We start from the raw sequence: 11,979 nt of genomic DNA on the forward strand, positions 1-11,979 counted from the left end.
CCGTGTTTTATATGTTTACAACATTTATAACGTAAATCCAGTACACAAGAAGAAAGAGTTTCAATTTAAATGTTCATTTTATTTCCCTTTCTTGAATACTACTAATCGTATACATATAAATTCAGGAGGTTACTATATGAAGCATCGTAATATGAGTTCCATCACAGCGAAAACGAAAACACAAAAACTCCAATTCTCTAATAATGATGCGTGGAAATATGAATCATACTATAAGTATCAGCCATTATTCTCTTATAAAAAGCTTTTTAATTTTCTTTCTCAACTTTTTAGACGTTAATATATGCGCAAAAAACATATCATTCACAGAATTTTTCTCAATATTAAATGTATAGACTTACTACAATTCAGTTGTTACCATATATAATAATCTGTTGGATAAACCCCTTAAGTTGACCTGCTTATATTAGCAGGTCTTTTTCATGATTACATACTTCTGTGTACCTCGATCTCACTTCCAAGTCTTTTCTCCATTTTATAACCATATTTAACTCCCAACAATTCATGATAATCATGAATTGTTGGGAGTTAAATTGTTCACATATAATTATGCAATTCTTCTTTCTCAATACACAAAAGACATTTTACTTGTTACTATAAAAGTACTCCAGATGAGTTTTTTGCTCATCGACATTATCTAGTTATTGGGGCCTGCCGCGGGAAGCAGGTCCCTTTGACTGTATGAAGGTCCTAATTTCATTTGGACACATTTACCAGGTTTTTTCAAAAGAATTTTATGATAACATTACGTAGTCGAGTCCGACATCTCGGCAATACCCTTTTGAGGGTCTGCAACTTCCCTTGCAGACCCTCTTTTACTTTATATTCAATTTATTCATATATACCACAACATCATTCATTGAATTTCTCCATTTCAAATTCCCTAAAAATAATCTAGGACACGTAACTAAAAATAAATCTTCATCATACTTTGAGTTATACATGTTCAAAGGAGTGTTACTATTTATGTATTCTTATTGGCAATCGTATTACTCCCCCTACCATAACCCTTATGTAAACTATGATTTATCCGTACGGAACTACCGAATTAGTAAAAATGAGAATTTTTTAAAAGGGTATATGCGTTCTTTATGGGAACAACACGTCGCTTGGACGAGATTGGCTATTATAAGTATAGTCTTTAATTTACCAGATGTTAACGTTACTGTTGGACGACTTCTACAAAACGCAACACATATGGGACTATCACTTGAACCATTTTACGGTGAGGATGCAGTGAAAAAATATAGTGCATTAATTAAAGATCACTTAGTAATTGCAGCGGATCTTGTTAAAGCCGCAAAAGCTGGTAATCAAAATGCAGCGGCCGCTATAGAGAAAAAATGGTACGCTAATGGTGATGAAATTATTGAATTTCTTAACAGTATCAACCCATATATAGATAAAGAAGAATTTAGAAAAATGTTTTATGAACATTTAGCACTAACGAAAGCAGAAGCACTTGCCTTCCTAAATAAAGATTATGAAGCAGGAGTAAAACTTTACGATAAAATTGAAAAAGAAGCATTGGAAATGGCCGACATGATAACAAACGCAATCGTAAAACAATTCCCGCAAGTATTTCAATAAAGTGAAACTTTAATCAGAGTAGGTATTACTACTAAGTAATACTTGATAAAAATAAGTCGGTTTCCAAACATAAATCGGCTTATTTAGTTTTCTCTCCATGATATTTCACCTCTCCTCTTTACATTTAGCTTATATCGATATATTTTATTAATATCCGTTTTTTATAGGAGGAAATAGTTTGATTAACGCAATTGGTCTCGTTTTTATACTTACAAATAAACACGAGAAAAAAAAGAAAGTTTACTTAAATGAAAAATTTGCACTAATAGATATTATTGATTCTAAAGAAGTATTTGATGATGAAGGGAATCCTTTAGTAGAACTAACATGTAAATACAGTATATATTTAGATGAAAAATATTACTGTAAATCTCTCGATGATTATACCGGACAAGTATTTCCTTTCTTAAGTGCAAAAATAGGAAAAGGTCTTCTAAGAAACTTAAACTACTACTTTTCTTACGTTGATGCCTATGATAAGAAACCACCAGTTAAAGAAATAAGACCACTTATGAAACAAGTAACGAACAGATAGCCAAAAATACAAAAAAAGAAAGCATCTAACTCTGGATGTTTTCTTTTTTATTGAAAACTCATTAACTTTCATCCTCTTCTAAAAGTATGTATCCAAGCATATTTTAAATTAAAAACATTGGAGGATTAGAGTGAATGAAATACTCAGAAACAATTATAAGCAAACGACTTCGAATACTTAAAATGACGGGTATGTTTTTCATGCTAGTGTTAATAGCATGGATTGGCTATACAAAATTACTTTATGAAAACGGCTTTCTTCAAGAAAAAAAGAATTCAGTAGAAGTAATGAACACTAGCATTACAGGAGAAATAGAGCAGCTTTTTCATATAAACTTGCAAGGTTATCGAAAAACAAGCCTTGATGCTGTTATAGAAGCAAGCAAAACCGATCCAAGTGAACTATCCCTAATTGAACTGGTCAACAAATCCTGCTCGCGAGATTGCATAGGCGAACCAGTAACATATGTAAACTCAAACAATGGATATATCTTTTATAAGGAATCTAATGGAACTAATGTAGCTATAACGGTTAAAAAGAAAGACACATGGGTAATTGTAAAGAAATCTGTTCAAGATGGAATATAATCACCCAAAAAAAGAGTACGTATCGTACTCTTTTTTATTATTAATACCCTTCCTCTTCATGAATACAATGGCATTTCGGTTTTGTTTTACAATGACATTTTTCACATTCACATTTCGGTTTCTCTTTGCAACAACATTCGTGAAAATCATTGCGTTTACATCTACATCTCCCAAACATTAAATTATCCCAAAATGTATTACAATTTTGGGAATGCCCACAATGACAAGTATTCCCCATGAATCTGCTTCCTCCTTAATAGAATTCATCATATTCTATGTTTGAAAGTATACAAAGGCTTGTTTATTAGTCTATTTTCTCCATATTATAAGTAGAGTTAAAAGATTACATAAAAATAAAAAACCGTCACATGACGGCTTTTTATTTAGCAAACTACTCTTTTGTATAAAAATATTTAATTCCTTTCGTATCTAACCAAGCAGTTGCTTTGTCCAGTTCGTTCCCTTGACGATAATCTGTTTCGAAATACACAAGCCCTTGATTATCTCCACGAGATATTATTTTAGAAGTATATCTAAGCTTATCCATCATTTGAATCATGTCAGGAATTAAATTTACACCAAATTCATAAGTAACTACTTTGTTATATTTATTCACTATAATTCCAACCCCTTCTTGTTTTTTTATCGGCTCAACAATTTGATTTGTAAACCAAGCTAACGGCTTATTTCCAATCAGCTTATTTAAATCACATTTGCCGATACCAGCCACATTGCCTGTTTCTGTGTATTGCCAAATATCACATGGATATGCCGGTTTGTTACCACCATAACGAGGAATCCATACAAAATCAGAATTGACATTTGCCATTCCAAATGGAGCATACATATGATGAGCAATATATAAACCAGCCTTCTTAGCTCCTAATCTGCGTAATTCATCAATAAAAGCTTGTGTACCTGCTCTCATATCGTTCATTGTTCTTACTTCTACGTCAGCTACCCAAACTGTTGCATTTTTATCACCACGGTTCCAAAAGTCTCTTGCTTCTACCTGTGCATCCTCTACTGAAACGAAACGACAGAACGCATAATTACCAAACGGAATATTTCTTGCTTTCATTGCTTGTACATAATTTTTATATAAAGGATCTACATAATTTGAACCATCTTGCACACGTGCAATTACAAAATCTAATTGTGGTGCTGCGATATCCCAGTTAATGTCGCCATTCCATTTCGAAATATCTACAATATAACCCATTATTTAACATCTCCTTTTTCATTATTATATTCAAAGCTTGTTTTTTTGCTATTATCAACTAATAAATAGTATGAGAGGTAGTATATTATTGGGTAATAATTTAAAATTCGGCTTATGTATTGAGAAAACAAAATATTATTACAGGTTTAACAAGTAAAGATTTACAAAGCTCTAAACTATATAAAGTGAAACTATAATTAGTAGGAGGCTACGAGCAGTGAAATTCCCACTTAATTTCTTAGCTTCATCCGAATTTTGAGATAAGAATTTTACTGCCCACAAATAGCTAGATAAACAAAACCACCTTTCTGACAGGTGGTTTTGTTTACTAATTTACATATACATTGTCCATATTTTTATAGTTACATAATTATTAGTTACTTAATATACTTGTTAACTAAATATAAGACAATTTTTAGTTTTTAATCAAACTAATTTTCATTTTATCTCACGTACTCATAGTACCATTTTCGTGCATCTAACCAAGCTGTAAATTTATCGATATTTCCAGACGGATAGCCATTCGTTATAGCATAACCAATGCCATCTTTCTGAACGACAATTTGTCCATCAATACCCGCATCTACCATAGCTTGAGCCAAAGCTTGTAAATTACTAAATGCTACACCACCAGTTTTTACTTTGAGCAAATCCGCTGCACCTCCTCCAGTTTGTCCTGTAAGAGCAAATACAACAGAATTAGCGATTTTATCAACATTCCATTTTGCCATATCAGATTCATTGTCAATAAATCCTAATTCTATAAGAATAGCAGGTGCTTTCGTCCCATTTAATACCGCTAAATCTGTACGCTGTTTCGCACCTCGATCACGCCATCCAATATCTTTTGCTAGTTGAGCTGAGATTTTAGCCGCCAAATCTTTCTGATCATAATACAAAACCTCAACACCCTGTCCATTTCCATCACTTGCATTAAGATGAAAAGAAATAACTAAATCCACAGCATGGGAATTGCTATTCCGAATGATATTATTTAAATTTTGTGATTGAGTTGCCCCTACCTCGTCCGTATCGTCATAAACCGTGTGTCCTAGGGATCTTAACTTAGCCGCCACAGCATCTTTAACTTGCCTATCTAAAACGTGTTCTTTCCGATTCCCAAAATTAGCACCTTGAACAATACTATTGTGTCCTCCGTGCAAACTATATCTGGCCATTATTTATCAACATCTCCTTTCTTAATATCCTATTCAAAACTTGTCTTATTGCTATTCCCACTTACAATCTTAACTGTACCCATATGTCCTACATTTCCTAGAAGTGAAGCAATTTGTTATCGATATAAAAAAGCTATCGCTTCATAAATCGAATGATTTATTCTCTAAATTACTTTTACATGAATGACGACACGAACAAAAAAAAGCATCACCCTTTCGGCGATGCCTAAAAACTCTATTTTACTTTTCAGCTCTCTAAATAAATAGAGTTTAAAATCACTGAAACTACACCTATATTTCCTCCCCTTCCTTCACAGCTTCTTTCAACCTCTGCAACATATATCCAATCCCTTTACACCCCTCTAGCGGATATGTAATCATTTCTTCTGGATATAACTTTGTCACTACTTTTTTATGCTTCTTCCCTGCTAGTAAGACGATTTCGTCAAACTGTAATAAACTTTTATCTACCATCTGTTTTTGTAATTGCTCTATATTTATTACCTCATCGCTTTTTGAATCAAATGCAAGATCATAGTTTTCTAATACAATATCATTTGGTCTTAAAAATCCATGTTTCGCCGATAATATAACCCAGTTTTCGAAAAACATAGTTGCGTACGCCTGACATGCTTTTCCGAACGGACTAATATACACATCTTTTGCTTCCATCGGTCCGTAGTCTGAATGTTTATCCCAAATTTTCTTTTTTCCACATGGAATTATACATATCCTTTTCATATATATTTCTACTCCCTTTACTTTGGTAAATAAAATTCATTATTTTGTACATTTTTCTCTCAAAATACTATATAATAATTCTGAAAAGTTTAAATTACACATTTTACCATATATGTACTATGGATCACTCTCATTGCAAATATTATAATACCATAAAAATTTTTGCATTTTTTTCTTCAAATTTTTTATAATTAAATTTAAATATTATGATTTATAAATTAAATTAGGAAGGAGGTCCATAAAAATGAAAAATATTATCCCTGCACTATTAGTCTATTTTATTGTTTGCGTTATTTCCGTTATCATCCCAGCATCTGAAGGCTATAATTATGTCGGCTGGAAGTTATTTGTTGGGCAAGTGTATGCGATACCTATTTTCTTCATTACTGCTATAATTACATTTTATATAAACAAGAAAAAATCTTACGAATAAACGATTATAAGGATAGCTAACGCTATCCTTATTTTAATTCGTTAATCAAATTTAGAATGACCCTTGCAGTACTTTATATCCTTTCTTCTAAAAAGTCAAACGCAACTTCTGTATTTCAGCGTTTAAACGTAGCTCCTCCGAGAGCCAGCTCTCTAATTCTGAAACCGACGTAATATTTCGTTCTAAAAATGACTGTAATTTACTCTCCAAATCATTAAACATACACAATCCTCCCGTTTTTAATTTTCTGTTTTTTAGAGATAAAAAAGGACAAGTAGCCAATCTGACTACTTGTCCTTACTGTTCATCTGTACGCAATACGATTAAGCTTGGAATGCTTCTGTTAATACTGGTACGATTTGTTTTTTACGAGATACAACACCTTTTAAAGTAGCTGTGTTGTTTTCTAGTGATACGTTGTATGCTTTCTCAACAACGTTTGCTGCTTTACCGATCGCAAGACCGACAGAATCATTAGTTAAGATATCAGTTACAACGAATAAGAATAGGTCTAAACCTTTTTCTTCTACTACTGCAGAGATTACTTTTTCAAGTTCCGCTTGGTGTACAAGAACGTCGTTTGTATCAACAGCGTTTACTTGTGCGATTTCAACTTTCGCATTACCCATTTGGAATTCTTTAGCGTCAAGAGAGATTAATTGCTCCATTGTTTTTCCGCTTAAGTCAGCACCAGCTTTTAACATTTCTAAGCCGTAGTTATCTGCATCTACACCAGCGATTTGCGCTAATTCACGAGCAGCTGCTACGTCTTGTTCTGTGCAAGTTGGAGATTTGAATAGTAAAGAATCTGAAATGATTGCAGATAACATTAAACCTGCAACTTCTTTACGAATTGTTACGCCATTTTCTTTGTACATTTTGTTTAAGATTGTAGCTGTACAGCCAACTGGCTCACAACGATAGTATATAGGATCGCTTGTTTCAAAGTTAGCAATACGGTGATGGTCAATAACTTCTAACACACGAACTGATTCGATATCGTTAGCACTTTGTTGACGCTCGTTATGGTCAACTAAAATAACGTTGTCCACTTCGCTTGCTACTGTCTCAACAAAACGCGGTCCTTCTACTTTAAAATAGTCTAACGCAAATTGAGTTTCACCGCTGATTTCGCCTAAACGTACAGGCTCAGCATTCATTCCTAATTCTTTTTTCAATTCTGCATAAGCAATTGCAGAACAAATTGCATCTGTATCTGGGTTTTTATGCCCGAAAACTAGTACTTTTTCCATGTTTTCCACCTCTTCATGAAAAGGATATCTTAAAGAAGCAAATATGACAATATTTAAAGCATATTTTTTTATAAATAATTGCACTTTCTTCTATATTTTTCATCATTTTCATAAAAAAAATCATCTAAAATGAATTAGATGATCGAAATGTATGTTTCAATTAAAATAGTGTAGGAGCTTGCACTACATTGTTAAAAGCGAAATTTGAGGATAAGCCATTATTCAAAAGGTTTACATCTATAACTTGATAAAACGCATTTCCAGTGTCTGCAATTTCCCAAACAGCTAAAATAAGATGGTATCCACTACGGTCAGTTGGTACATTTGCTTCGTGCGTTACTGTTGTCCCTGGTCTAGCTCCACCGTCATTTTTCACATAGAATGGCACTAAATCTAAATCTGATCGCGTTAAAGGTTTATTTGGATTCCAACCTTTTTTCGTAATATAATATTTCCACTCTTTTGTACTATGAGGAGCCGTTAGTTTCCACTTGAATGTATTCGTCCCGCCATTTAACGTAACTTTCTTCCACCTATCTACAGTTTGAACATCTAAAGCGGGAAAATGACCAGCCCCTGCAATTTGTCCATCAGAAGGTCCTAGTTGCGGAAATCCACCTATCCCTTCTACGCTTTGTGGTTCATATTGAATCGGTCCACAATTTACATTTACCCCTTGCTTACATAAATAAGATCGGCTCGCTGGTGATTCTACATATCCATGAGCTGAAGCCTTTTCTGAAAATCCAAATGTTAATAATCCCGTAAGTAATACTCCACCACTTAAAATAACTTTCTTCATCTTTTGTAAACTATTCTTTTTCATACTTTCATCCCCTTCCGATAATAAAGCGAAAATAACTATAGTTGGCTAGTCATCTTCTCTACATTTATTATAAGACGAGAATCATTACTAAAAGAACCCTCTAAAAACTTTCTCAAATTCATTTAGTGCGTTAATTAGATTATAATTAACTATTTTAACACCGCCAGAAAAATATAGACGGTGTTAAAAATAGTCGTTTATTATTCACTTACTAATAATTAAGCACTCTCCCCGTTTGATTATACCTTAAATGTTTTTATAATAAATAACCGTAGCATCTAACTTACCATTCGGAGAAATTGCATACCCTGGTATTGTTCCAACTTCTTGGTAGTCTAGTGATTTGTACAGTTTATTGGAAGGATCTCCTTCTCTAGTATCTAATACTAAAAGAGACCTGTTTTCTTGCTTTGCTCGTTCCTCTGCTTTTTGCATAAGCGATCGTCCAATACCGTTACGTCTAAAGTTTGGATGAGTCATTAATTTGCAAATCTCGGCTCTATGAATTCCGTTAGGCTTAGTAACTAATTGTAATTGAATACTCCCTGCTACTTCGTTGTTTATTTTAGCCACATACAATATCACTTCTGGCGCTAATACTGTTTGCCAATACTTTGTTGCGTCTTTTTGTTCCAGTGGAGGCAAAAAACCAATTGATGCCCCATCATTTACAACCATTTTCAAAAGTTTCGAAAGTTCTTCCATATCATTTTCTAGTTGCTTTATTTCTTCAATTACTAAATTTCGCATTACTTTTCCCCCTTTTGTTTCATTGTAACAATTTTTAAAGAAGGAATAATGAAATAATAAGATGAATTTATAGAAAGATATGATTTTTTGTGAAAGGATAACGATATGAAATATATATTAGATAGAACGTACGCAAAAGAATTACTCGAATGGGCATATGAACAAAACCCGGGCCCTTGGTTTGAACATTCACTACATGTTGCTCATGCAACTGAAAACATAATTATAGAACTTATTAAAAATGGGTATAACCTAGATGCTGACATAGCATATAACGCTGCCCTTTTGCATGATATCGGAAGATACAAAGGTTTTACCAAATCGGTCATTCATTCCTATGATGGTTATATGTATATGAATGATTTAGGGTATACAGGAAACGCTGTTATTTGTGTGACACACTCATTCCCATGCAAAAATGAACATATAGATATCGCAGCGGAATGGAGTCTCGTTCCTGACCATATGAGAAGCCGGTTAGTTGAAATATTAAATGAACATTGTAACTACGACTTATACAATAAAGTAATTACTCTTTGTGACGCTCTTGCTGATGCGGGTGGCTTTACTACGCTGGAAAGAAGATTAATTTCTGTTGGTTTGCGTCATGGTACAACATCTCATACATCTTTACATTGGAAAGGGTTTTATGCGATTAAGAAAGAATTAGAAGCTTTAATGGGTAAGAGTATATACACAGTTCTTCCTGATGTAGAAAAATCTATTTATGAAGATATAGCATATTAAATTGAATACAAATTTAATTTCAAATAAAAAACGTTTTAAACATAAAGTTTAAAACGTTTTTTTATTCAATGCTTTTGATTTTTCAGTTCTGTTAAACACTCTTGCACTAAAGTTACCGCTTGACTCATCGCAGCTCCGCCAGCAAATGCTGCTGAAACACCACATGCTTCCAGAATCTCTTTATCTGAACATCCTTGATCAAGACAACCTTTTGTATGATAAATTGTACAATACTCATCTTGCGTTGCTAAACTAATTCCTAATGCAATAAGTTGCTTTTCTCTTTTTGTTAAAGCACCCTCTTGAAAACAAGCTTGCGTGAACGCATTATATGTCTCAGCGATTTCAGGAATTTGATTTGTAAAACTACCTATACCTTCTTTATAATGATGTAGAATATCATTTATCGAACTATGTTGCTCATGTTCCATCTTATTCCCTCCAGTCATATTATCCATACCTATTGTAGTATGTGATGAAATGGAGGCAATATACCTTCTTTTAAATTAAGAATTTTCAGTTAATTTACGTTATAATTTTAAATTATCATCTACAATAACTTTTTCTCTAGAACTTTTTCTTTCAACCTCTTTACTTCTTTCTTCCCAAAATGTTAATCCTTCAATCCCCGCATTTTTAGGATTAAATACTGGATCTTTCCCTTCTTTTTTCTGCCTTTCATAGTCTTTTAACACTTTTAATGCGATTTTACTTAATAATAGAATCGCGATTAAGTTTAACCATGCCATACTACCGATTCCTAAATCTCCGAGATTCCATAAAAGCGACGCTGATTCAACACTACCGATGTAAACCATAATTAAAAATCCAAATTTTAAAACTGGTTTTAACCAGCCATACTTCAATTGACGATCTAAATAAGTAAGTGTCGTTTCAGCGATATAGTAATAAGCGAGTAACGTTGTAAATGCAAAAAAGAAAATCGCAATTGAAATAAATATTGGACCAAACCCTGTTATCACAGTTTCAACTGCTTGTTGTGTATAAATTGGACCAGCTTCCACATTTCCTATATTTTGTACAATAGCGGTTTTCCCTTCAGGTATAACATTATACATACCTGTTATTAAAATCATAAGAGCTGTCGCTGTACATACGACAATTGTATCGATATATACGGAAAACGCTTGAACTAATCCTTGTTTTGCAGGATGCGATACTTCAGCAGCCGCCGAACTATACGTCGCTTCTCCGACACCAGCAACGTTTGAAAATACAGCGCGTTTTACGCCCCATGCAATAGCTGCACCAACAATTCCACCAAACATTTCATTTACACCAAATGCACTAGAGAAAATTAAAGCAAACATACTTGGAATCTCCGTTACATTCGCAATTAATATGATACATGTAACAATTACATAACCAATTGCCATAAATGGCACAAGCATTTGAGAAACACCGGCAATTCTCTTTACACCACCAAAAATAATTGCTGCTAGTAACACGACTAAAAATATACCAGTTATATATTTGCTAATACCATTAGAGTTTTCGAATCCAACTGCGATACTACTAGATTGAATACCTGGTAATAACACGCCATATGAAAGTGTTACAACTACCGCTACAATGACTGCAAACCATTTCATTTTTAAACCTCTCTCAATGAAATATGGAGTACCGCCGCGATATTCATTCCCTACTTTACTTTTGTATACTTGAGATAATGTTGATTCTACAAACGCGCTCGCTGCCCCTAACAAAGCCATTACCCACATCCAAAATACAGCTCCAGGCCCGCCGAAAGCAATTGCTGTCGCTACCCCTGCAATATTACCAATTCCCACTCTTCCCGATAAGGCTAAACAAAATGCCTGAAAAGATGATATTCCCGTCTCTGAACTCTTTCCTTCAAATAATAGTTTAATCATCTCTTTAAAATAACGAATTTGCAAAAAGCGTGTTGCAATCGTGAAATATACGCCTGCCCCTAATGCAAAAACAACTAAACCGATACTCCACACTTGCCCTACTAACCATTCTACTAAATTCTCCATCCAAATCCCCCTTATCATTCTTTGGAAAAGCAATTTTGTATATAAGAAAACGGACAACTATTATCAAACTTTCTAGTT

16 protein-coding genes are annotated in these 11,979 nt (G+C 33.5%); 6 read left to right on the top strand and 10 right to left on the bottom strand.

Annotated features, from left to right (window positions below):
* Positions 1-136 precede the first annotated feature (136 nt).
* The 4 genes from ACTL4X_RS13900 (at position 137) to ACTL4X_RS13915 (ending at position 2,730) form a co-directional block, all read left to right on the top strand.
* Entirely contained in the window at positions 137-298 is a 162-nt protein-coding gene (locus ACTL4X_RS13900; protein WP_000682743.1) for a hypothetical protein, read from the top strand.
* Between the two features lie 686 nt (positions 299-984).
* Positions 985-1,608: a hypothetical protein gene (locus ACTL4X_RS13905; protein ID WP_000287728.1), complete on the top strand. Its 624-nt coding sequence runs from the start codon at positions 985-987 to the stop codon at positions 1,606-1,608.
* Between the two features lie 178 nt (positions 1,609-1,786).
* A complete protein-coding gene (locus tag ACTL4X_RS13910) occupies positions 1,787-2,143 on the top strand; it encodes a hypothetical protein (RefSeq protein WP_000606231.1) in 357 nt (118 codons plus the stop codon).
* A gap of 134 nt (positions 2,144-2,277) precedes the next feature.
* A complete protein-coding gene (locus ACTL4X_RS13915) occupies positions 2,278-2,730 on the top strand; it encodes a hypothetical protein (RefSeq protein WP_000877572.1) in 453 nt (150 codons plus the stop codon).
* Here the strand turns inward: ACTL4X_RS13915 and ACTL4X_RS13920 are convergent, their stop codons facing one another.
* The 4 genes from ACTL4X_RS13920 to ACTL4X_RS13935 form a co-directional block, all read right to left on the bottom strand.
* Positions 2,731-2,904 carry a hypothetical protein gene (locus ACTL4X_RS13920; RefSeq protein WP_000503000.1) on the bottom strand — a complete coding sequence of 58 codons (174 nt, stop codon included), beginning with the start codon at positions 2,902-2,904 and terminating at the stop codon, positions 2,731-2,733.
* Positions 2,905-3,121: 217 nt separating this feature from the next.
* On the bottom strand, positions 3,122-3,952 hold the full coding sequence (locus ACTL4X_RS13925; protein ID WP_000540605.1) for a GH25 family lysozyme: 831 nt from the start codon (positions 3,950-3,952) through the stop codon (positions 3,122-3,124).
* A gap of 443 nt (positions 3,953-4,395) precedes the next feature.
* Positions 4,396-5,130 carry an N-acetylmuramoyl-L-alanine amidase gene (locus tag ACTL4X_RS13930; protein ID WP_000135290.1) on the bottom strand — a complete coding sequence of 245 codons (735 nt, stop codon included), beginning with the start codon at positions 5,128-5,130 and terminating at the stop codon, positions 4,396-4,398.
* 291 nt (positions 5,131-5,421) lie between these two features.
* Positions 5,422-5,871: a DUF6884 domain-containing protein gene (locus ACTL4X_RS13935; RefSeq protein WP_000820903.1), complete on the bottom strand. Its 450-nt coding sequence runs from the start codon at positions 5,869-5,871 to the stop codon at positions 5,422-5,424.
* A 244-nt stretch (positions 5,872-6,115) separates the two neighbouring features.
* Here ACTL4X_RS13935 and ACTL4X_RS13940 point away from each other — a divergent pair, with 244 nt between their 5' ends.
* Positions 6,116-6,304 (top strand): DUF4017 family protein, encoded by a 189-nt coding sequence (locus ACTL4X_RS13940; protein ID WP_000789485.1) that lies wholly within the window; start codon positions 6,116-6,118, stop codon positions 6,302-6,304.
* Positions 6,305-6,391: 87 nt separating this feature from the next.
* Here the strand turns inward: ACTL4X_RS13940 and ACTL4X_RS13945 are convergent, their stop codons facing one another.
* The 4 genes from ACTL4X_RS13945 to ACTL4X_RS13960 all read right to left on the bottom strand — a co-directional run bounded on the left by ACTL4X_RS13945 (position 6,392) and on the right by ACTL4X_RS13960 (position 9,133).
* Positions 6,392-6,526, bottom strand: coding sequence for a hypothetical protein (locus tag ACTL4X_RS13945; RefSeq protein WP_000481336.1), 135 nt, complete (start codon positions 6,524-6,526; stop codon positions 6,392-6,394).
* 101 nt (positions 6,527-6,627) lie between these two features.
* Positions 6,628-7,557, bottom strand: coding sequence for a manganese-dependent inorganic pyrophosphatase (ppaC, locus tag ACTL4X_RS13950; RefSeq protein ID WP_000416873.1), 930 nt, complete (start codon positions 7,555-7,557; stop codon positions 6,628-6,630).
* Positions 7,558-7,717: 160 nt separating this feature from the next.
* Positions 7,718-8,383: a lytic polysaccharide monooxygenase gene (locus ACTL4X_RS13955; RefSeq protein ID WP_000742279.1), complete on the bottom strand. Its 666-nt coding sequence runs from the start codon at positions 8,381-8,383 to the stop codon at positions 7,718-7,720.
* A 246-nt stretch (positions 8,384-8,629) separates the two neighbouring features.
* Positions 8,630-9,133: a GNAT family N-acetyltransferase gene (locus tag ACTL4X_RS13960; RefSeq protein WP_001245258.1), complete on the bottom strand. Its 504-nt coding sequence runs from the start codon at positions 9,131-9,133 to the stop codon at positions 8,630-8,632.
* A gap of 105 nt (positions 9,134-9,238) precedes the next feature.
* On the opposite strand from ACTL4X_RS13960, the gene ACTL4X_RS13965 reads away from it, so the two are divergent.
* Positions 9,239-9,880 carry an HD domain-containing protein gene (locus ACTL4X_RS13965; RefSeq protein WP_000875113.1) on the top strand — a complete coding sequence of 214 codons (642 nt, stop codon included), beginning with the start codon at positions 9,239-9,241 and terminating at the stop codon, positions 9,878-9,880.
* A 65-nt stretch (positions 9,881-9,945) separates the two neighbouring features.
* Here ACTL4X_RS13965 and ACTL4X_RS13970 read toward each other — a convergent pair whose 3' ends face one another.
* Positions 9,946-10,338 (bottom strand): carboxymuconolactone decarboxylase family protein, encoded by a 393-nt coding sequence (locus ACTL4X_RS13970; protein ID WP_001999958.1) that lies wholly within the window; start codon positions 10,336-10,338, stop codon positions 9,946-9,948.
* Between the two features lie 72 nt (positions 10,339-10,410).
* On the bottom strand, positions 10,411-11,901 hold the full coding sequence (locus ACTL4X_RS13975) for an alanine/glycine:cation symporter family protein (protein WP_000429525.1): 1,491 nt from the start codon (positions 11,899-11,901) through the stop codon (positions 10,411-10,413).
* Positions 11,902-11,979 lie beyond the last annotated feature (78 nt).

It is taken from the genome of Bacillus sp. RE35, from assembly GCF_052146655.1.
Taxonomy (GTDB): domain Bacteria; phylum Bacillota; class Bacilli; order Bacillales; family Bacillaceae_G; genus Bacillus_A; species Bacillus_A cereus.

Excerpts from the sequence above, each read along its gene's own strand:
- ACTL4X_RS13900 (WP_000682743.1), top strand. The coding sequence starts at position 137 with ATGAAGCATCGTAATATGAGTTCCATCACAGCGAAAACGAAAACACAA.
- ACTL4X_RS13905 (WP_000287728.1), top strand. The coding sequence starts at position 985 with ATGTATTCTTATTGGCAATCGTATTACTCCCCCTACCATAACCCTTAT.
- ACTL4X_RS13915 (WP_000877572.1), top strand. The coding sequence starts at position 2,278 with ATGAAATACTCAGAAACAATTATAAGCAAACGACTTCGAATACTTAAA.
- ACTL4X_RS13925 (WP_000540605.1), bottom strand. The coding sequence starts at position 3,952 with ATGGGTTATATTGTAGATATTTCGAAATGGAATGGCGACATTAACTGG.
- ACTL4X_RS13930 (WP_000135290.1), bottom strand. The coding sequence starts at position 5,130 with ATGGCCAGATATAGTTTGCACGGAGGACACAATAGTATTGTTCAAGGT.
- ACTL4X_RS13935 (WP_000820903.1), bottom strand. The coding sequence starts at position 5,871 with ATGAAAAGGATATGTATAATTCCATGTGGAAAAAAGAAAATTTGGGAT.
- ACTL4X_RS13940 (WP_000789485.1), top strand. The coding sequence starts at position 6,116 with ATGAAAAATATTATCCCTGCACTATTAGTCTATTTTATTGTTTGCGTT.
- ACTL4X_RS13945 (WP_000481336.1), bottom strand. The coding sequence starts at position 6,526 with ATGTTTAATGATTTGGAGAGTAAATTACAGTCATTTTTAGAACGAAAT.
- ppaC (WP_000416873.1), bottom strand. The coding sequence starts at position 7,557 with ATGGAAAAAGTACTAGTTTTCGGGCATAAAAACCCAGATACAGATGCA.
- ACTL4X_RS13955 (WP_000742279.1), bottom strand. The coding sequence starts at position 8,383 with ATGAAAAAGAATAGTTTACAAAAGATGAAGAAAGTTATTTTAAGTGGT.
- ACTL4X_RS13960 (WP_001245258.1), bottom strand. The coding sequence starts at position 9,133 with ATGCGAAATTTAGTAATTGAAGAAATAAAGCAACTAGAAAATGATATG.
- ACTL4X_RS13965 (WP_000875113.1), top strand. The coding sequence starts at position 9,239 with ATGAAATATATATTAGATAGAACGTACGCAAAAGAATTACTCGAATGG.
- ACTL4X_RS13970 (WP_001999958.1), bottom strand. The coding sequence starts at position 10,338 with ATGGATAATATGACTGGAGGGAATAAGATGGAACATGAGCAACATAGT.
- ACTL4X_RS13975 (WP_000429525.1), bottom strand. The coding sequence starts at position 11,901 with ATGGAGAATTTAGTAGAATGGTTAGTAGGGCAAGTGTGGAGTATCGGT.